This is a genomic window from Collinsella sp. CLA-ER-H5, assembly GCF_040092375.1.
Taxonomy (GTDB): Bacteria; Actinomycetota; Coriobacteriia; order Coriobacteriales; family Coriobacteriaceae; genus Collinsella.
In genome coordinates, this window is record NZ_JBBNLR010000011.1 from 62,196 (window position 1) to 81,554 (window position 19,359).

The 19,359-nt window shown below is 61.4% G+C and carries 17 protein-coding genes; all 17 read left to right on the top strand.

Annotated elements, in window-relative coordinates:
• Nucleotides 1-29: 29 nt before the first annotated feature.
• The 17 genes from AAAX31_RS05695 (at nucleotide 30) to AAAX31_RS05775 (ending at nucleotide 18,897) form a co-directional block, all read left to right on the top strand.
• The gene (locus tag AAAX31_RS05695) at nucleotides 30-743 is read left to right on the top strand and encodes a helix-hairpin-helix domain-containing protein (RefSeq protein ID WP_349076489.1); all 714 of its coding nucleotides are present in this window, start codon (nucleotides 30-32) and stop codon (nucleotides 741-743) included.
• A complete protein-coding gene (locus AAAX31_RS05700; protein ID WP_349076491.1) occupies nucleotides 740-3,043 on the top strand; it encodes a DNA internalization-related competence protein ComEC/Rec2 in 2,304 nt (767 codons plus the stop codon). Before AAAX31_RS05695 ends, AAAX31_RS05700 begins: the two co-directional genes overlap by 4 nt.
• Before the next feature lie 78 nt (nucleotides 3,044-3,121).
• Entirely contained in the window at nucleotides 3,122-4,084 is a 963-nt protein-coding gene (gene holA, locus AAAX31_RS05705) for a DNA polymerase III subunit delta (protein ID WP_117770325.1), read from the top strand.
• Nucleotides 4,085-4,217: 133 nt separating this feature from the next.
• On the top strand, nucleotides 4,218-4,484 hold the full coding sequence (gene rpsT, locus AAAX31_RS05710) for a 30S ribosomal protein S20 (RefSeq protein WP_022094714.1): 267 nt from the start codon (nucleotides 4,218-4,220) through the stop codon (nucleotides 4,482-4,484).
• 96 nt (nucleotides 4,485-4,580) lie between these two features.
• On the top strand, nucleotides 4,581-6,392 hold the full coding sequence (gene lepA / locus AAAX31_RS05715; RefSeq protein WP_117770326.1) for a translation elongation factor 4: 1,812 nt from the start codon (nucleotides 4,581-4,583) through the stop codon (nucleotides 6,390-6,392).
• Between the two features lie 4 nt (nucleotides 6,393-6,396).
• Complete coding sequence (gene dusB, locus AAAX31_RS05720) at nucleotides 6,397-7,440, top strand: tRNA dihydrouridine synthase DusB (RefSeq protein ID WP_117770327.1); 1,044 nt, start codon at nucleotides 6,397-6,399, stop codon at nucleotides 7,438-7,440.
• 2 nt (nucleotides 7,441-7,442) lie between these two features.
• Entirely contained in the window at nucleotides 7,443-8,675 is a 1,233-nt protein-coding gene (hemW, locus tag AAAX31_RS05725; protein ID WP_349076494.1) for a radical SAM family heme chaperone HemW, read from the top strand.
• Nucleotides 8,676-8,733: 58 nt separating this feature from the next.
• Entirely contained in the window at nucleotides 8,734-9,837 is a 1,104-nt protein-coding gene (locus AAAX31_RS05730) for a DnaJ domain-containing protein (RefSeq protein ID WP_196031227.1), read from the top strand.
• Nucleotides 9,838-9,918: 81 nt separating this feature from the next.
• The gene (gene dnaJ, locus AAAX31_RS05735) at nucleotides 9,919-11,067 is read left to right on the top strand and encodes a molecular chaperone DnaJ (protein ID WP_349076498.1); all 1,149 of its coding nucleotides are present in this window, start codon (nucleotides 9,919-9,921) and stop codon (nucleotides 11,065-11,067) included.
• A 9-nt stretch (nucleotides 11,068-11,076) separates the two neighbouring features.
• Nucleotides 11,077-12,369 (top strand): MiaB/RimO family radical SAM methylthiotransferase, encoded by a 1,293-nt coding sequence (locus AAAX31_RS05740; protein WP_349076499.1) that lies wholly within the window; start codon nucleotides 11,077-11,079, stop codon nucleotides 12,367-12,369.
• The gene (locus tag AAAX31_RS05745; protein WP_118267316.1) at nucleotides 12,350-13,336 is read left to right on the top strand and encodes a PhoH family protein; all 987 of its coding nucleotides are present in this window, start codon (nucleotides 12,350-12,352) and stop codon (nucleotides 13,334-13,336) included. The genes AAAX31_RS05740 and AAAX31_RS05745 overlap by 20 nt, the downstream gene beginning before the upstream one ends.
• Nucleotides 13,333-13,842, top strand: coding sequence for an rRNA maturation RNase YbeY (ybeY, locus tag AAAX31_RS05750; protein WP_349076501.1), 510 nt, complete (start codon nucleotides 13,333-13,335; stop codon nucleotides 13,840-13,842). Before AAAX31_RS05745 ends, ybeY begins: the two co-directional genes overlap by 4 nt.
• A gap of 9 nt (nucleotides 13,843-13,851) precedes the next feature.
• Complete coding sequence (locus AAAX31_RS05755; protein WP_349076503.1) at nucleotides 13,852-14,229, top strand: diacylglycerol kinase family protein; 378 nt, start codon at nucleotides 13,852-13,854, stop codon at nucleotides 14,227-14,229.
• 12 nt (nucleotides 14,230-14,241) lie between these two features.
• Entirely contained in the window at nucleotides 14,242-15,318 is a 1,077-nt protein-coding gene (gene era, locus AAAX31_RS05760) for a GTPase Era (RefSeq protein ID WP_349076504.1), read from the top strand.
• Nucleotides 15,319-15,333: 15 nt separating this feature from the next.
• Nucleotides 15,334-16,083: a DNA repair protein RecO gene (recO, locus tag AAAX31_RS05765; protein WP_271738809.1), complete on the top strand. Its 750-nt coding sequence runs from the start codon at nucleotides 15,334-15,336 to the stop codon at nucleotides 16,081-16,083.
• Nucleotides 16,084-16,221: 138 nt separating this feature from the next.
• On the top strand, nucleotides 16,222-16,500 hold the full coding sequence (gene rpsO, locus AAAX31_RS05770) for a 30S ribosomal protein S15 (protein WP_035138510.1): 279 nt from the start codon (nucleotides 16,222-16,224) through the stop codon (nucleotides 16,498-16,500).
• A 150-nt stretch (nucleotides 16,501-16,650) separates the two neighbouring features.
• A complete protein-coding gene (locus AAAX31_RS05775) occupies nucleotides 16,651-18,897 on the top strand; it encodes a polyribonucleotide nucleotidyltransferase (RefSeq protein ID WP_349076506.1) in 2,247 nt (748 codons plus the stop codon).
• Nucleotides 18,898-19,359 lie beyond the last annotated feature (462 nt).

The following is a 19,359-nucleotide window of genomic DNA, read 5'->3' on the forward strand; positions in this document are numbered from 1 at the left end:
CTGACACGATGTTGTTGGGAGGTTTTGCTATGGCGCAGCGCGAACAACACGAACGGGTCAAACGGATGGACCGCTTGGCGGACAAGCTGCTCGGTCATAAGGCAGTGGTGATGGCGATACTGGTCGTCATTGCGATGGCGAGCGGCTTGGCGATGGCGAACCTTGGCGGCGGTACTGGCGGCGTGTCGTTTGAGCGCACTGATGGTTCGGGCTCGTTAGTGGAGCCGGGATCCGGCGATGCCTCGAGCGGAAAGACATCCGAAGGCTCTTCGTCTAAGGCGTCTGCCGCGGCAGAGGTTTATGTCGATGTTGATGGTGCCGTTGTGTCGCCCGGTGTATATCGCGTCAAGGACGGCGCGCGGGTGGCTCAGGCGATAGATGCCGCCGGCGGGCTGGCGCCCGCGGCAGACGTTACGGGGCTCAATCGGGCATCCAAGGTCGTCGATGGGCAGAAGATTCACGTTCCAACGGTGGGGGAGCAGCAGGCGTCCATTGCGGAAGCCGGTGTTGATGGTGGGGCTTCCGCATCATTGGGCGTGAGTGGCGCAACGGGCCTAGTCAACATCAATACGGCAAGCGCGGCAGAGCTGCAGACGCTCTCGGGCATCGGTCCCTCCGTGGCACAGTCGATTATCGATGAGCGTACAAAGAACGGTGCTTTTGCCTCGGTTGACGATCTGATGCGTGTGTCGGGAATCGGCGAGAAGAAGCTTGCCAAAATCAAAGATTGCATCTGCGTATGAGTGCGACCGAGCGCGAACATGTGATGCCTCCGCGGCCCCTGATACCGTGGACGATGGCCCTGTGTGCCGGCATGTGCATGAGCTGCGCCTTGGTGCTCAACGTGGCCGCTGATGCGCTGCTGAGGGAGCAGGCGCCGGCGGTCGGGCTGCTATGGGCCATTCCCGTTGCGGCGACGGTATTCGTTGTGCTGGCTCAATCTTGTGCGCGGCTTGCCCCTTGGAAGCGGTGGCTGTATGCCGCGTCCGTCGGTCTCGTGGCGGGAGCGGTCGTCTCGGCGTGGTGGGCTGCGGGCGCGCTCAACGCCTCGAAGGCGCTCGACGGTCGAGCGGCAAGCAGCCTCGAGTTTGTCGTGCAGGGTGATCCATCCATAAACGACGACGTGTATTCCTATACCTGCGAGGTACGCGCGGACGGTAAGAACTTGGCAACGGTTCGCCTATCGTGCGACCGCGAGCTCAAGGTCGGGGCGCACGTGCGTGTTATCGGTCGCGTTTCACGTTTTGAGAACGATGCGTATGGACGATTGCGCGCGCTCCGAGGCGAGGTGCGCAAGGTTAAAGCCGTTCGGATTGTGTCGGTCGATGAGGGCTCTCCGGGGCCGCTGCTTCGGCTGCGAAATTGGCTGCTTGCGTCCATCGCGCCTGCGACCGACCCGGCACGTGCGCTCATAGCCGGTGTCGTCTGTGGTCGTTCGGCCGAGCTGCGCGCCCAGCCGGCGGGCGACTGGTTTTCGGTGACGGGAACGGCGCATCTTATCGCCGTCTCGGGCAGCCATCTGGCTATCGTGGGGTTTGTGATCGAGGGCGTATTGCAAAAGACTCGGTGCTCACGTGGTTTTCAGCGGGTGATATTGGCGATAACGCTTGTGGGCTACGCTGCCTTTACGGGCGCGTCTCCCTCGGCCGTGCGCGCGTGCTGCATGGTGTTCGCGACGCTTGTCGTAAACGGAGCGGGTCGTCGTCGGCACGGCGCATCGGCACTCTTCGTAACCATGTCCATCTTTGTGCTACTGAGGCCGACGGTGCTGTTCGAGATGGGCTTTCAGCTTTCATGTGCTAGCGTCTTAGCCATTCTGTGCTTTTGCCCCTATGCGACCTACGCTTTGGGTGAGCTGGGTGTGCCATCGGGCGTTGCCGGCATGCTTTCCGTCACGCTGTGCTCGCAGTTGGCGACCCTTCCCATTACCATTCCTGCATTCGGTACGTTCTCGCTCATTGCTCCGTTGGCAAATGCGGTCATCGGTCCGGTGGTGAGCGTACTGCTTGCTGTGTCCATCGTGCTGGTTCCCTTTTCGCTCGTGGGACCGTTGCGGACTTGGGCGCTCGTTGTGCCCATGATTGCCGCCCGTTGCGCGCTGTTTTTCGAGCAGCTGTTTGCCGCCGTGCCGGGTGCATCCGTGAGCGTGCCGCCCGATAGCATGTGGATTTACCTAGTGCCGTGTTTGCTGGCGGTTCTGCTGGTCTGGTGGCCGCGTCCCCGTGCACGTCTTATGGCGGTGGGGCTTGCATGCCTGGTGCTCTTGGCTGCGATTCCGTACGTCTACTGGGATCGATTCGCTCCGCCTTCGGTGACGGTACTCGATGTGGGCCAGGCCGATGCGATTCTTATCCGCGAGGGCGGCGCAGTAGCGCTCGTCGACTGCGGGCTCGACGAGCGCGTGGTAGCGGCGTTGGTTCGCAACAATGTCCACCATATCGACGCCGTCTTCGTGACACATTGGGACGAAGATCATTGGGGTGGTCTTCCCGATGTGCTCGATCGGTTTTCGGTTGGAACCATTGCAGTTGCAGCGGATGCGCTGGACGGTGCGCCTGCTGAGGTCCTGAATCGCCCCGGCGTAACGTATCGGCAGGTGGCTCGCGGGGATACGGTCGATATCGGCGCATTTCGGGCTCGTGTGATGTGGCCGTTTGACACGGTGGATGGCGAGGGCAATGAGGACTCGCTTGTCTTGCTGCTCTCCTATGCCCGGGAATGCAAGAGCCTGCGTATGCTCCTCACTGGTGATGCCGAGCTCGATCAGGAGCGCGAGTTTGTACAGGAGGTGGGTGATATCGATGTGCTCAAGCTGGGGCATCACGGCTCAAAAGTTTCCGTCGACAAAGACCTGCTGGAAACGCTTAAGCCCGAGCTCTCTATGGCGAGTGCGGGCGAGGGCAACCGCTACGGCCATCCATCCGATGCCTGCATCGATGCCGTTCGCGATGCGGGCGGCGCGTTCGCATGTACCATTGAACAAGGAGACATTACCGTCTCGCCGACCGTAACAGGTTTTGCCATGCGATGCCAGCGACCGTGATGCTGCCGTTGGCGCGGGACCAACCCCTGGGCTAAAATGGCACGGTACGAATTCGAGAGTCTGCGGGAGGGGAGCGCAATGTCCGAAACCGGTCTGCTGCCGGCATATCTGATCGTCGGTACCGACGGAGTCAAGCGCGATCACGCCGTCTCGCGTATGAAAGCGCGTCTGGAAAAGTCGGGTATGGTCGAGTTCAACCTCGACGAGCGCGATATGACCAAAGACCCCGATATTGAGTCGATTATTGGATCGCTCAACACCTTTCCCATGGGCAGCGAGTTTCGCCTGGTAATCCTTGACGGCTGCTCAAAACTCGCCAAAGCGATCTCCGAGCCGCTTGTCGACTATCTGGCGAGTCCCAGCCCCACGACGGTTTGTCTCATCATCGCCGACTCGCTTGCCAAGAACACGCGCCTGTATAAGGCGATCGCCAAGATCGACAAGAAGGCGGTGATCGATTGCTCCGGTACCAAGCGCTGGGAGCTACCGCGCCGCGTGCAGCAGATGGCGACGCAGCACGGCAAGTCGATCTCGACGGCGGCCGCCGAGGAGCTCGTCTCGCGTTCGGGTGAAAACACTCGCATGCTCGATAACGATTTGGCTAAGCTTGCCCAGATGGTCGAGGCGCCCCAGATTGAGCTTGCTGATGTGGAGCGCTGGATTGTGCGCACGGCCGAAGTCCAGCCCTGGGACTTTCTCAATGCGGTCTCGGCCCGTGACATGCGACGCTCGCTCGAGCTCTTCAATCTACTGCCCGCCAAGAGCTACGTGTGGACTTACACATTGCTGTGCGGCCGCATCCGCGAGCTTATCGTTGCCAAGGCGCTCGATGCGCGCGGACAGGGTCGTGAGCTGGCCGCAACGCTTAAGCTCCAGTCCTGGCAGGTCAAGAATCACCTGACCTGGGCACGTCGCTTTTCGATGGCAGAGCTCGTTGCCGCGCTCGAGGGCGCGGTCGATGTGGAGCTCGCGCTGAAGGGTTCGGCCGATTCTCAGACCGCGCTTTTGCTCTGGATTACGTACATCTTGAGAAAATCGTGATGATACCTGCCTATTTGACAAATTCGTTCTATCCCTTTGAGGGGGAGCGTGCTATAGTAGGCGCTTGCATGACCTCACCGTGTCTCAGAGGTGTCATACATTTTTTGCAAGGAACTCGAAAGGAACTCCAGAAGTGGCAAACATCAAGTCTCAGAAGAAGCGTATCCGCACCAATGAGGCAGCTCGCATGCGTAACAAGGCTGTCAAGTCCGAGCTCAAGACGCTGACCAAGCACGTCCAGTCCGCCGTTGCCGAGGGCGACGCCGAGAAGGCCCAGGCTGCCCTCAAGACCGTCACCAAGCGTCTCGACATGGCTGCCGCCAAGCATGTTATCCACAAGAACCAGGCTTCCAACCGCAAGTCCGGTCTTGCCAAGCTCGTGAACAGCATCAACGCCTAAGTTGTAAATTTCACACCACACAGATTACGCGCATAAATGGAGCCTGTTTTATGGAACAGGCTCCATTTTTTGTACCGCTCGGGTAAGATAGTCCGCATGAATACTTCAATTGACATTTCCCACATCCGCAACTTCTCAATCGTTGCGCACATCGACCATGGCAAGTCCACGATCAGCGATCGCATCCTCGAGCTCACCCATACCGTCGACGAACGCGACATGGAGTCGCAGCTGCTCGACACCATGGATATCGAGCGCGAGCGCGGCATCACGATCAAGTCCAATGCCGTTCGCGTGTCCTATGACGCCGACGATGGCGAGACGTATCAGTTCAATCTGATCGATACGCCGGGCCACGTGGACTTTACCTATGAGGTCTCGCGCTCGCTGGCAGCCTGTGAGGGCGCGGTGCTCGTTGTCGACGCCACGCAGGGCGTCGAGGCGCAGACCGTCTCCAACGCGACGCTCGCCATGAACGCCAATCTGGACATTGTGCCGGCCATCAACAAGATCGACCTGCCCTCGGCCCATCCCGACGAGGTTAAGACCGAGATCGAGGATGACCTGGCGATCCCTGCCGATGATGCCGTGTGCGTCTCGGGCAAGACCGGCGAGGGCATCCACGATCTGCTGGAGTCCATTGTCTTTTTGATCTCTCCTCCCAAGGGCGATGCGAACGCGCCGCTCAAGGCACTCATTCTGGATTCGTACTTCGACGAGTATCGTGGCGTCGTCGCCACGGTGCGCATCTTTGACGGCTCCATCAAAAAGGGCGATACCCTGCGCATGATGCAGGCAAAGGGCGACTTTTTGGTCGATGGCGTGGGCGTCAAGCGTCCCGCCGAGACCCCGGTCGACGCGCTCACGGTCGGCGAGGTCGGATACGTGGTCACGGGCCTGAAGGACCCCGAGGCCGTTCGCGTGGGCGATACCCTCACGTGGGCGTCGAATCCCTGCCCCGAGCCGCTTCCCGGCTACCGCGAGGCCAAGCCCATGGTCTATACGGGCCTGTTCCCGATCGATAACAAGGACTACGAGAACCTGCGTGACGCGCTCGATAAGCTGCACGTCAACGACCCGTCGTTGGTGTGGGAGCCCGAGACCTCGGTGGCGCTCGGCTTTGGCTTCCGCGTGGGCTTCTTGGGCCTGCTGCATATGGAGGTCGTCAAGGAGCGCCTGGAGCGCGAGTTCAATCTTGACCTCATTGCCACGAGCCCCTCGGTGGACTATCACGTCTACAAGACTGACGGCGAGATGATTGATGTCCGCAGCCCGCAGGATCTGCCCGAGGCTACGCGCATCGAGCGTATCGAGGAACCCTACCTCAAGGCCAAGATTATCTGCCCGCCCGAGTATACGGGTGCCGTCATGCAGCTCGCTATCGAGCACCGCGGCATTACTACCGACATGATTCATCTCACGAGCAAGTCGGTCGAGATGCGCTTTGATATGCCGCTCGCCGAGCTCATCTTGGACTTCTTTGACCAGCTCAAGAGCCGTACCAAGGGCTATGCCTCGCTCGACTACGAGTTCAACGAGTATCGTCCCTCCGAGCTCGTCAAGCTCGATATCTTGCTTTCGGGCGACGAGGTGGACGCGCTGTCGTTTATCGTCCATAAGGACAAGGCCTATGGCCTGGCCCGTGGTCTGTGCGACAAACTTAAGGAGATCATCCCGCGTCAGCTGTTCGAGGTTCCCATCCAGGGTGCTATCGGCAACAAAATCATCGCCCGTTCTACCGTCAAAGCGCGTCGCAAGGACGTTCTTGCTAAGTGCTACGGCGGCGATATCTCGCGTAAGCGCAAGCTGCTCGAGAAGCAGAAAGAGGGCAAGAAGCGCATGAAGGCCATCGGCTCGGTCGAGGTCCCGCAGGAGGCCTTTATGGCGATCCTCAAGGTGGACGAGTAGGTCTATGGCGCTTTCCGAATACAGCAAGCGGCTGCTGGGCGCCTATGCCGAGCAGCCGTTCCTTATGGCTCCCATGGCGGGCGTAACCGATCCCGCTTATCGCATCATGTGCCGCCGCCGCGGTGCCAATCTCGCCTATAGCGAGATGGTGAGCGTGGCGGGCCTTGCCTATGCCAGCAACAAGACCTGGCGCCTGGTGCTACCGGCCGACAAGGAGCAGCAGATTTGCGTGCAGCTCTTTGGCTCCAAGCCCGAGCAGTTTGCGAGTGCCGTCGCCGCCGTCGAGGAGCGTGTGGGCGATCGCCTGTCATTGATTGATATCAACATGGCCTGTCCGGCTCGCAAGGTCGTTACTAAGGGCGAAGGCTCGGCGCTTATGCGCACGCCCGACCTGGCCGAGAAGATTGTCGAGGCAGCGGTGGGCGCGGCGCATGTTCCCGTGACCGTGAAGATCCGCAAGGGTTTTTATGCCGAGGACCGCAACGCCGCAACGTTTGCCCAGATGCTTGAAGGGGCGGGCGCCTCTGCAGTTGCCGTGCACGGTCGTTGTGCCACGCAGCTCTACACCGGCCAGGCCGATTGGTCGGTTGTCGATGAGGTTGCCGACGCCGTCGAGATTCCCGTGATTGGTTCGGGTGATGTGTTCTGCGCCGAGGATGCCGCGGAGCATCTGCGCAGTTCTGGTGCCAGCGCGGTGTTTATCGCGCGCGGCATCTACGGCAATCCGTGGGTGTTCGGTGATGCTCGCGCCCTTGCGCTCGATGGCATGCCGGTGCCGGCGCGCAGCTCCGTTGAGCGCCTAGACGCCCTGCGTGAGCACCTAACGCTGACGCATGAGCTCCTGCCGCTCATGTCGCGTGCCCGTACGTACGCAAGCTGGTACTTAAAAGGCATGCCCCATGCCGCCGCTTGGCGTGCCCATGTGGTGCGCTGTTCCACTTACGAGGAGTTTATGGCGCTGGTCGATGAGATCGAGCGCGATGTGGTGGCCTGCGAGGCTGCCCTTGCCGCCGGCGAATCGGTGCCTCCACATCCGCTGGAGGCTTAAGGGTGGCCGTTACCGCGCTGTACGTGCACGTGCCGTTTTGCGCCCAAAAGTGCCGGTACTGCGACTTTGACTCGCGCAGTTTTGCTCCGTGCGACCTGAGCGCTGCGCTCGATGTCTATTTTGAGCAGTTGTTCGCGCGCCTCGATGCTTTTGGCAAGGCTAGGGCCCTTGAACAGATCCGCACCGTCTATGTTGGCGGTGGTACGCCGTCGCTGGCGGGGGAGCGCCTGGTGGAGCTGGCGCGGCGTATTCGTGCGTGGTGCGCCCCCGTTGAGTTTACCTGCGAGGCCAATCCCGAGTCGCTGACCGCCGAGCTTGCCGCTGCGCTTGCCAAGGTTGGTGTCACACGCGTCTCTCTGGGCGTGCAAACGCTCGATAACATCGAACTTACCGCTATCGGCCGTATTCACGATGCCGATCGGGCGCTCGCCGCCATCGCGACAGTCAAGAACGCTGGGCTTGACGTGTCGTGCGACCTTATGTGCGGACTTCCCGGGCAGACCGCAGCGAGTTGGAGGCGCACGCTCGATGGCATGCTGGCGGCGGCTCCGCATCATGTGTCGGTCTACCCGCTCACGCTTGAGGAGGGGACTCCCCTTTATCGCATGGCGTGCCGCGACGAGTCGGTAGAGCCCGACGAGGATTTTCAAGCTTCGTGCATGGATGTGGCGCGTGAGCGTCTGGGTGCGGCCGGCTATCACCCGTATGAGGTGGCAAGCTATGCGCTCGACGGACATGAGTGCGCCCATAACATTGCCTACTGGACCGGCCAGGGCTATTTGGGCCTGGGTCGCTCTGCCGCGGGCATGCTCGATGCCGAGGATTTCGATCGTCTTGCAGGTTTGTTCCCCGGCGTGTCTTCTCGAGGCGATTCGTACCGCGTGCGTCTGGTGCAACGTGACGATGACGCGACGGCGTTCGAGGCCGAATATCTGTCGCAGCGTGAGGCTGCGGCTGAAGACCTGATGCTCGCTTGTCGCTTGACGCGCGGTATTGCGTCCGATCTGTTGGTTCGTGCAGCTTGCGTCATCCCAACGGGCGAGCTGGCAGCTGTCTGCGATCGCGCGCTCGAATTGGGTCTTGCCACTTGGGTGCCCGAGACGCTCGGAGTCCATGAGGGACCCTTCACTTCGGCAGACGTCCTCGCGGGCCATGTCCGTGCTCGTTTAGCGCCCACCCACTTGGGCTGGCTCGATGGAAATGTGCTGTTCGAGCTGTTTTGGGGTCTAGCCTAGGCCGCTCGGGTAGAATTACCGCAATATATACGCTGCTGTGAGCAGGAGGTTGCCGCGCATGGCGACGATGAACGAAAAAGATTACTACGAGATTTTGGGTGTCTCCAAGGACGCCACCTCGCGTGATATTCAGAAGGCCTTCCAGCAAAAGGCCCGCAAGCTCCATCCGGACGTCAACAAAGAACCTGATGCCGAGGAAAAGTTTAAAGAGGTTTCCGAGGCCTACGCCGTGCTTTCGGACGAGCAGAAGCGTGCGCGCTACGACGCCATGCGCTCGGGCAATCCCTTTGCCGGTGCACCGACGGCTTCGCCCTATGGCGGTGGCTATGCCGGCAGCGCCGGTTACGGCAATCCCTTTGACGGCGGTTTCCCCTTCGGGGGCGCCTGGGGCCAGCCGCGTCGCGGGCAGGCTGCCTATAATCCCGAGAACGGCGCCAACGTGGTCGTCGATATTAAGCTCGACGCCAAGGAGGCCAAGGGCGGTGCCCGCAAGACCGTTCGCTATACGCGCTTCGATACCTGTGGTCACTGCGGAGGCTCGGGTTCTGTTTCGTCCGAGCATGCACATACCTGTCCGAGCTGCGGCGGTCGCGGCCACATCGACGTCGACCTGTCCTTCCTGTTCGGTGCCGGCACGTTCCAGTCGGTCTGCCCCGAGTGCGGAGGTTCCGGTAAGGTCGTCGCCGACCCCTGTCCCGATTGCGGCGGCAGCGGTCGAACCCGTGTGACCTCCGAGCAGACAATTGAGTTTCCTGCCGGCACGCACGATGGCGACGAGGTCCGCATTGGCGGCATGGGTCACGCCGGCACCAACGGTGCCTCGGGCGGCGATCTTGTCGGCCGTGCCCATGTTGAGGCCGAGCGTCTGGAAGGCAAGGCCCGTACCGGTTTTTACCTGATGGGCATCGTGGCGCCGTTTTTGGTGCTGTCGGCCATATCGGGCGTGTTCTCGGCCTTTGCCGTGATGTGCTTTATTCCGTTTGCCATGGGCCTTTTCATGGTGGTCTCGGACGGCGTGCTGCACCGCAGCCTGCTGTGGTGGAAGCGCGGCGCGATGCAGTTTGCCAACGGTTTTGCCAACGGATTTATGTTCGCGCTCGTGTCGGTTTGGTTTGCGAGCTGCTCGCAACGTGCCATGCTTTCGCCCTACGCAATGCAATAACATCTAGCCCTCTGTTTGCGGCCGGCCCAGCTTGGGTATAGGACGCACTGTGACAATAATGAAAGTCGGAAGGATTCGGTCGTGTCGGAAAATAGGGATTACTACGAGGTACTTGGCGTCGACAAGGATGCCGATGCGCGGACGATTAAGCGCGCGTTTCTAAAGAAGGCCCGTACCGTACATCCGGATGTTTCGGACGACCCCGAGGCCGAGGCCAAGTTCAAGGAGCTCAACGAGGCCTATTCCGTTCTTTCCGATGAGCAGAAGCGTGCTAACTACGATCGCTACGGTTCGCCCGACGGTCCCGGTGGCTCCGGCTATGTCGACATTAACGATATCTTTGGCGGCATGGGCATGGACGACCTCTTCTCGTCGTTCTTTGGCGGCGGCGCCGGCGGTGGCGCCCGAAATCGCCGTAAGCGTCGTCGCGGCCGTGATATGGCCATCTCCCTTTCGGTGACCCTTGAGGAGGCGGCGCTCGGTTGCAAAAAGACGATCAGCTATGACCGCCTTGCCCCCTGCGAGGATTGCAACGGCACCGGTAGGGCCGAGGGTGCACAGGAAAAGCAGTGCAGCCGCTGCCACGGCACGGGCTATGTCACGACGGTCCAGCGTTCGTTCCTGGGCCAGGTTCAGTCCTCTTCGCCTTGCCCCGACTGCCACGGCGAGGGCACGGTCATCGATCATCCCTGCGAGACCTGTGACGGCCAGGGCCGCACGCCTTCGCACGATAAGATCGACATCGATATTCCCGCCGGCGTTTCGACCGGTCGCCAGCTGCGTGTGAGCGGCTTTGGCGAGGCCGGCCTTCGCGGCGAGCCCTCGGGCGACCTGATTGTCAACGTGCGTGTTGCCGACCATGAGCGCTTTAAGCGCAACGGTGACGACCTGTACCTGGTGAGCGATATCTCGATTGCGCAGGCTGCGCTCGGCTGCGAGATTGAGGTCGAGGGCATTATGCCCGACGAGGTCGTTAAGGTGACGGTTCCCGCCGGCGCCCAGTACGGCGACACCGTGAGCGTCAATAATTACGGCATGCCGCGCATTGGCGGTGGCGGTTCGCGTGGCCGCCTGATCGTGCAACTGCGCGTGGTCGTTCCCACCAATCTTTCCAATAAGCAACGCGAACTGCTCCGTGCTTTTGCCGATGAGATGGGCGATGACGTCGCTTCTGGTAAGAAGTCGGTGACCGACCGTATCAAGAGTGCCCTCGACGATATCCTCGATTAAGGAGCCCGCGTGCTCGCACCCCATATTTCCGTCGTCAACCTCGGCTGCCGCGTCAACCGGGTCGAGTCTGACCGCATCACTGCCGATCTTATGCGTCTGGGCTTTGCTATTGTGGATTCCCAGGATGCCGATCTGATCGTCATTAACACCTGTGCCGTTACGGGCGAGGCCGAGGCCAAGACCCGTAAGGCCGTCCGTCATGCGCTGGCCTATCCAAACGAGCCCTATGTGGTCGTGACCGGATGCGTGGTCAATTTGCATCCCGAGGAGCTGCTGGAGCTTTCGGATCGCGTGATCGCCGAGCCGTCCAAGATCGATGTCGCCGAACGTGTCTGCGAGGTGCTGGGCGTTGAGTCCGATAACGTTCCCGCCTGCAGCGATGGCGAGGTGGTCGATGTGCTCGGTCGCTCTCGCCTGGGCGTGAAGATTCAGGACGGCTGCAACCATCGCTGCACCTATTGCATTGTGTGGAAGGCACGCGGCCCCGAGCGCTCCGTGCCCGTCGAGTCCGTGCTCGAGCAAGTTCGCGAGGCCCAGGAGGCCGGCGTGCCCGAGGTGGTGCTGACCGGTGTGAACCTGGGTGCCTACGATGGCAAGAGCGCGACCGACGAGCACGTCGAAATCGATGAGCTGCTCGAGGCCATCATGGAGCGCACGTCTATTCCGCATGTGCGCATTTCCTCGGTCGAGCCTATGGATATCTCCGAGCGCCTGCTTAAGGTTATGGCGCGCTACCCGCAGCGTATCGCCCCGTTTTTGCACCTGCCCGTGCAGTCCGGCTGCACGGCGACCCTGCATCGCATGGGCCGTCCCTATAGTGCCGAGGCCTTTGAGGACACGGTGCGCATGATTCGCGCCAATCTGCCGCAGGCGTCACTTTCTTGCGACGTTATTGTCGGCTTCCCTGGCGAGACGGACGAGGAGTTCGAGGAGTCGCTGGCGCTGTGCCGCCGTGTGGGTTTCTCGCGTATGCACGTGTTCCGCTACAGCAAGCGTCCCGGCACCCTTGCTGCCGAGATGCCCGGCCAGGTGCCGCCCGAGGTTATGGCCGAGCGCAGCCGCCGTATGCGGGCCGCCGCACAGGAGCTCGCCATTGCCGACGCTCGTCGTCGCGTGGGCACGGTCGAGCGTGCCGTGCTCGAGTATGGTGACAACCTGACGCTCGGCTCGTTCCATCATGCCCGTCTTGACGATACCTGTGGACTTACAGCCCCGTGCCTGCTCGATGTTGCTATCATCGGAGTCGATGATTCCGGCTTGGTCCATGCACGCAGGGAGGTTCATGGAAGCCTCGAAGATTAGACTTACCGTTCCCGAGGGAATTGATCCCTCGCGCGTTTTGGGCGCCGGCGACGGCGTCCTTCGTGCGCTCGAGAGCTTGGTTCGCGCTCATGTGGTCGCCCGTGGCGATAGCATCGCCGTGAGCGGCGACCCGGACGAGGTCGAACTCGTGGCGCGCTTTTTCGAGCACGCTTTTCGCGAGGCGGCCGCCGGGCGCACGCTGTCTGCCGACGATGTCTCTCGCTGCCTGGCTGTCTTGCGCGACGGTGAGCACGAGGCTACGTCGCTTCGCGATGACGTGCTGCTTTCGTATCGCGGCCGCGTCATTCGCCCCAAGACGCTCGGGCAAAAGCGCTATGTGGATGCCATCCGCTCGCATACCATCACGTTTGGCTTGGGTCCTGCCGGTACCGGTAAGACCTATCTGGCTATGGCGCTCGCCGTTGCCGCGCTCAAGCGTCACGAGGTGGGCCGTCTGATCTTGACACGTCCGGTTGTCGAGGCGGGGGAGAACCTGGGCTTTTTGCCCGGTACCCTTGAGGAAAAGATCGATCCCTACATGCGTCCGCTCTACGACGCCCTTTTTGACATGATGGATCGCGAACGCACCGATGAGCTTATGGAGCGCGGCGTGATTGAGATCGCCCCGCTTGCCTACATGCGCGGCCGTACGCTGAGCGATGCCTTCGTGGTGCTCGACGAGGCCCAAAATACCACGCCCGAGCAGATGAAGATGTTCCTGACGCGCCTGGGCTTTAACTCCAAGTTTGTGATTACTGGCGACCTGAGCCAGCGTGACCTGGTGGGCCGTCGTGGTGGCTTGGCGGATGTCGAGAAGATTTTGGGCCGTGTCGACGATGTCGCATTTTCTCACCTCGAGCGTGCCGACGTGGTGCGCCATGCCCTGGTGGGACGTATCGTCGAGGCATATGATGCTTATGATGACGTGCGCGAGCAGCGCTCGCGCGACCGAAAGGAGTCCCGTTGAGTGTATTGATCAGCAACGATGCCGAGCTCGATATGCTGCTCGACGCTCAGGAGGTAGAGCACATCTGCGAGGTTGTGCTTGCCGCCGAGGGCGTTGAGCGTGAAGTCGAGATTTCCCTTTCGTATGTCGATGAAGACGAGATGCACGAGCTCAACCACGAGTGGCGCGGTATCGACCGCACCACCGATGTCCTCTCGTTTGAATGCGACTCGGCCTTTGACGAGGATATTCCCGCCGACGAGACGCTCGAGCTCGGCGATATCATCCTGGCCCCGCAGGTCATTGCCCGTCAGGCCCCCGGCTTTGGCAATAGCCCTGCCGACGAGTGCCGCCTGATGCTCGTGCATGGCATGCTGCACCTGCTGGGGTATGACCACATTGAGGACGACGAGGCCGAGGTCATGGAGGCCCGCGAGGACGCCATCCTGCGCGATCTGGCGCTCGAGCGCGGCGAGGACCCCAAGCTGGTCCACGTCGGCCCCATCACCAACCACGCCCACGACTAGGAGCCGTCTATGATTCCCGGATCGAACAAGGATCATCCGTCCTTCTTAAAGTCCTTCTCCTACGCCATGGAGGGCTTCGTCACCGCCGTCAAGACCGAGCGCAACATTAAGGTCATGCTTGTGGCGGGCGTGTGCACCGTCATTGCCGGCTGCATCGTGGGGCTCGACATTGCCGAGTGGGCCACGATTATCATCTGTTGTGGCCTGGTGATTCACGGCGAGCTGTGCAACACCGCCATGGAGGCGATTGTCGATCTGGCGACCCAGGAGATCCATCCTCTGGCAAAGCGTGCGAAGGATATCGCCGCCGCCTCCGTATACGTACTTTCCATCACCGCCGCGATTGTGGGATTGCTGGTATTTGCCCACGCGCTCGACTTTATTTAGAAAGGGATTTCCATGTCCGACAATATGCAGCCTATCGATGAAATTTTGGACGACGAGTCCCTGGATGCGGTGGATGCCGAGGAGACCGAGGCCTATGAGGAGGTCGAGGAGTTTGACCCGTTTGAGGGCATGAGCGACGAGGAGCTCGACGCCCTGTGCGACGAGGACGATGGCCTCGCGGGCTTTGGCGACGTTGAACCCGGTTTCCGCAGCGGCTTCGTCGCCCTGGTCGGTCGCCCCAACGCCGGCAAGTCCACGCTGCTCAACGCCTGCTATGGCAAAAAGGTCGCCATCACCTCGCCGGTGGCCCAGACGACCCGCCGCCGCATGCGCGCCGTCGTCAACCGTCCCGGTTACCAGCTAGTCTTTGTCGATACCCCGGGTATTCATAAGCCCAAGGACGGCCTGGGATCCGAGCTCAACAAGAGCGCGCTGTTCGAGCTGAACGATGTCGACGTTGTCGCGTTTTTGATTGATGCCACCAAACCGATTGGCAGGGGAGACGCCTGGGTTGCCGAGCGCGTCAGATGCGCCCGTTGCAAGAAGGTCTTGGTGCTCACCAAGGCCGATGAGGCCGATCCCGCACAGGTCATGGAGCAGCTTAAGGCCGCCCACGAGCTCATGGAATATGACGACGAGATCGTGACGTCGTCGGTCAAGAACTTCAACGTCGATGCCTTTATCGAGACCGTTGCGCACTTTTTGCCCGAGGGTCCGCGTTGGTTCCCCGAGGACATGGGTACCGACGCTTCCGACGAGACGCTCGTTGCCGAGTTTGTGCGCGAGAAGGTCTTGCGCCGCACCCGTGATGAGATTCCGCACTCCGTTGGCGTGATCTGCGATGCGCTCGAGCAGACCAAGAAGGTGCTGCGCGTGCACGCCACCATTTACGTCGAGCGCGAGGGCCAAAAGGGCATCATCATCGGCAAAGGCGGCGAGATGATCAAGCATATCGGTATCGACGCCCGTCGCGATCTTGAGCGCATCTTTGGCACGCAGGTCTTTTTGGAGCTGGACGTGAAGGTCAAGTCCGGCTGGCGCGACGACGAGGCCCAGATTCGCCGCTTTGGCTATAACGCCGAGGACTAAGGACGCGCGGCGCGCATGGCAGGCTCCCGGACATATCGCACGAAAGTGCTCGTGCTCGATAAGACGAAGCTCAAAGAGACCGACCTGATCTTGACGATGCTTGACGAGCGTGGACGGCAGGTTCGTGCAGTGGCAAAGGGCGCCCGCAAACCCGGCGGACGCCTGGCTGCGCGCTGCGAGCTGTTCTGTACGGTCGATATGCTGCTCGCACATGGACGGTCACTCGACGTGGTTTCTCAGGCCGAGCTTATGGAGGCGCCGCTCGGCGCTGCGCCCGATTACGAGACGACCTGCGCCGCAAGCGCGATCGCCGAGGTCGCGCGCGTGTGCTCGTTCGAGGACGCCGAGGACCCGTTTACCTTTGCCATAACGCAGCGAGCGCTTGCCCTGGTGGGCAGCGGGCTTGACACGGCACATATGGACCTACTTGTGGCGGCATATGTCTTTAAGCTGCTATCGCACGTTGGCTATCGTCCCGATTTTTCGGCCTGTGTGCTGTGCGGAGACCCCATGCTGTCGTATTTTTCAGCCCAGGCGGGCGGTCTCATGTGCGGGTCGTGCGCGTCGAGCGTTCCGGGTGCCGAGCTGGTCTCGACCGGTGAGACCGCATGGCTGCGCGCCCTCATGTCCATGACCTTCGATGCGCTCATGGCCGAGCGAATCGACCCGCATACGGCGGCATTCCTGCTCGGGCTTTCGCATGTTTGGGCTGCGACGCACACCGATCAGCGCCTCCGCGCGATGGAATTCATGTTGGGTCGGTGATGACGCGCAGGCGGGGGCTGCTTGTGGTAACATATCGGCCTGTTGGTACCTCGACCTTGGTTGCTCGCTCCACCGGCGGCTTCCCAGTCCGAGGCGAATCGAGTCGCCCGATGGCGACGCAAAACGAAAGGTGAAACAATGACTGTTTCCAAAGAGCGCAAGGCGGAGCTGACTGCCCAGTTCGGTAACACTCCGGTCGACACCGGCAACCCCAAGGTTCAGGTCGCCATCCTGTCCGAGCGCATCAAGGAGCTGACCGAGCACATGAAGTCCCACCAGAAGGACTTCCACACCCGTCGTGGCCTGCTCATGCTCGTCGGCCGTCGTCGTCGTCTTCTCTCCTACATCAAGAAGAACGACATCGTCGAGTACCGTGAGCTCATCAAGGCTCTGGGCATCCGCGACAACATCCAGTAAGGATTTGTACATGCTAAGAGCGTCCTGCGCAGCGGGGCGCTCTTTTTGTGTAAGGGCGTGAACAATCGCGCTCTGAAGCGTGGCGGGGGCAGGGGGCCCGCGTCACATGAGAAGCCCGCAGGCAAGGGGCCTGTGGGGTAAAGGAGAACAATGACACTCGTATCCAAGACCTTTGAGCTGTACGGCAAGACCTACACCTTTGAGTCGGGCGAGCTTGCCAAGCAGGCCACCGGCGCATGCCTGGTCAAGCAGGGCGACACTACGATGCTCGACACCGTGGTCGTTTCCAAGGAGCGCAAGAACTACGACTTCTTCCCGCTGACCGTTGACTTCAACGAGAAGATGTACGCCGCGGGCCGCATCCCGGGTGGCTACCTCAAGCGTGAGGGCCGTCCCAGCGAGAAGGCCACGCTCACGGCCCGCATGATCGATCGCCCGATTCGCCCGAGCTTCCCGGATGGTTTCCGCAACGAGGTGCACATCGTCGCCACCTCGCTCGTCGCCGACCAGGTCAACCCCTTCGACGTCATCAACGTCATGGGTGCTTCCCTGGCCATGACGCTCGGCGGCGTGCCCTTCGAGGGCCCGCTTGCCTGCGTGCGCATCGGCCGTAACGTGGAGACCGGCGAGTTTATCGTCAACCCCACCTACGAGGAGCGCGAGAACTCCGATCTGGACCTGGAGCTGGGCGGCTCTGCCGACTTCATCTCGATGGTTGAGGCCGGCGCCGAGGAGATCTCCGAGGACGACATGCTCGCTGCCATGAAGTTTGGCCAGGAGGCCCTTGCTGCTTTCTGCCATGCTCAGGACGAGTTCGTCGCCGAGTGGGAGCAGGTCAACGGCCCCATCGTCAAGAAGGAGTACCCGCTCGACCAGCCCGTCGAGGAGGTCCAGGAGCGCATCTTCGCCCACTACGACGAGATGGCTGCCGCCCTTCGCGACGCCGACAAGCTCTCCCGTATCGGTAAGGTCGAGGCTCTGAAGGAGTCCATCCGCGCCGAGTTCACCGAGGAGGAGCAGGCCGCTTGGGAGCGCGAGATCCCCGTGGCGCTCAAGAAGCTCGAGAAGAAGGCCATGCGCACCATGGTCGTCGAGACCGGCGAGCGCGTCGACGGCCGTGCCGCCGACGAGATCCGTCCCATCATGGTGAAGGACAACTACCTGCCGCTCGTTCACGGCTCCGGCCTGTTCCAGCGTGGCCAGACCCAGGTTCTTTCCGTCCTGTCGCTCGGCATGCTCAACGAGGGCCAGCGTCTGGATACCATCGAGCCCACCGAGGGCAAGCGCTACATGCACCACTACAACTTCCCGCCGTTCTGCACCGGCGAGACCGGCCGCATGGGCAGTCCCAAGCGCCGCGAGATCGGTCACGGCAACCTGGCTGAGCGCGCTCTGCTTCCGGTGCTTCCCGACGAGAACGAGTTCCCCTACGCCATCCGCGTCGTCTCCGAGGTCATGGAGTCCAACGGCTCCTCTTCGATGGCTTCGACCTGCGGCTCCACGCTCGCCCTTATGGACGGCGGCGTGCCCATTAAGCGCCCGGTCTCCGGTATCGCCATGGGCCTGATTCAGGAGGAGGGCAAGACCGTGGTCCTGTCCGACATCCAGGGTCTCGAGGACTTCCTGGGCGACATGGACTTTAAGGTCACCGGCACCACCGAGGGCATCACCGCCTTGCAGATGGATAACAAGGCCACCGGCCTTACCTTCGACATCCTGGCCCGCGCCCTGCAGCAGGCCAAGGAGGGTCGCGCCTTCATCCTGCAGAAGATGCTCGATGTGATCCCCGAGCCGCGTCACACCACGCGCAGCACCGCCCCGCGCATCGTCTCCATCCAGGTTCCGACCGACAAGATCCGTGACGTCATCGGTTCCGGCGGCAAGGTCATCCGCGGCATCCAGGACGAGACCGGCGCTTCGGTTGACATCCAGGAGGACGGCACAGTCTTTGTCGGCGGCACCGGCGAGTCCGTCGACCAGGCCGTTGAGCGCATCAAGCTCATCATCAAGGTTCCCGAGCCGGGCGAGGAGTACACCGGTCGCGTGGTCTCCATCCAGCCCTTCGGCGCCTTCGTCAACCTGCTGCCCGGCAAGGACGGCCTGCTGCACATCTCCCGCGTTGCCAAGGGTCGCGTGGAGAAGGTCGAGGACGTTCTCAACGTGGGCGACGAGGTCAAGGTCGTCGTCATCGAGGTCGACGATCGCGGCAAGATCTCGCTCGATCGTCTGGATAAGCCCGAGGCCCCTGCTCGTGCCGAGGGTGCCTCCGAGGGCGACGGCGAGCACTTCCAGCGCCGTGAGCGTCCGCGTCGTGAGCGCTCTGAGCGCAGCGACCGTCCGCGCCGTCCCGGCGACAACGGAGGCCGAAAGCCTCGCCGTCACCACGACGCCGAGTAACAGCCGTACATAAGCAGCTCAACAAGGGCGACTCCTAAGGGGGTCGCCCTTTTGCTATTCCCGGCGGGGCCGCAGGTAAAGTTTCCTGCTCTACAGTCCTGCTCGCACGGAGAGCATATTAAGTGCTTTCCTTTGCGTGCGGAACTCGCGATAAACTTCATATGAGTCCCTCCCGGGCGCAAGCAAAAGGGCTGGTTAACGCTGTTGGTAGCTTGCTGGTCTTCTGTTCTTAGTTGATATACTTTTTCGCATCTAACGCTTAGCCTAGGGGGTTGGCATGACAAATAAGGTTGAATGGGACCGCATGATTGCCGGGGAGCTCTATAGCCCCTATCGGGTTAACGACCATTCGTTTAGTAGGGTGCATGCGGCTCAGAAGTTGTTTAATGAGTCGGAGTATTGGGCTGATTCGAGCGCCTTTGAGGAACTAAAGAGGTAGTGTCGAGAAAGTTGGTGTAGCGC

Excerpts from the sequence above, each read along its gene's own strand:
- AAAX31_RS05755 (WP_349076503.1), top strand. The coding sequence starts at position 13,852 with ATGATTCCCGGATCGAACAAGGATCATCCGTCCTTCTTAAAGTCCTTC.
- AAAX31_RS05745 (WP_118267316.1), top strand. The coding sequence starts at position 12,350 with ATGGAAGCCTCGAAGATTAGACTTACCGTTCCCGAGGGAATTGATCCC.
- recO (WP_271738809.1), top strand. The coding sequence starts at position 15,334 with ATGGCAGGCTCCCGGACATATCGCACGAAAGTGCTCGTGCTCGATAAG.
- dusB (WP_117770327.1), top strand. The coding sequence starts at position 6,397 with ATGGCGCTTTCCGAATACAGCAAGCGGCTGCTGGGCGCCTATGCCGAG.
- rpsO (WP_035138510.1), top strand. The coding sequence starts at position 16,222 with ATGACTGTTTCCAAAGAGCGCAAGGCGGAGCTGACTGCCCAGTTCGGT.
- holA (WP_117770325.1), top strand. The coding sequence starts at position 3,122 with ATGTCCGAAACCGGTCTGCTGCCGGCATATCTGATCGTCGGTACCGAC.
- AAAX31_RS05695 (WP_349076489.1), top strand. The coding sequence starts at position 30 with ATGGCGCAGCGCGAACAACACGAACGGGTCAAACGGATGGACCGCTTG.
- AAAX31_RS05775 (WP_349076506.1), top strand. The coding sequence starts at position 16,651 with ATGACACTCGTATCCAAGACCTTTGAGCTGTACGGCAAGACCTACACC.
- era (WP_349076504.1), top strand. The coding sequence starts at position 14,242 with ATGTCCGACAATATGCAGCCTATCGATGAAATTTTGGACGACGAGTCC.
- AAAX31_RS05700 (WP_349076491.1), top strand. The coding sequence starts at position 740 with ATGAGTGCGACCGAGCGCGAACATGTGATGCCTCCGCGGCCCCTGATA.
- lepA (WP_117770326.1), top strand. The coding sequence starts at position 4,581 with ATGAATACTTCAATTGACATTTCCCACATCCGCAACTTCTCAATCGTT.
- AAAX31_RS05730 (WP_196031227.1), top strand. The coding sequence starts at position 8,734 with ATGGCGACGATGAACGAAAAAGATTACTACGAGATTTTGGGTGTCTCC.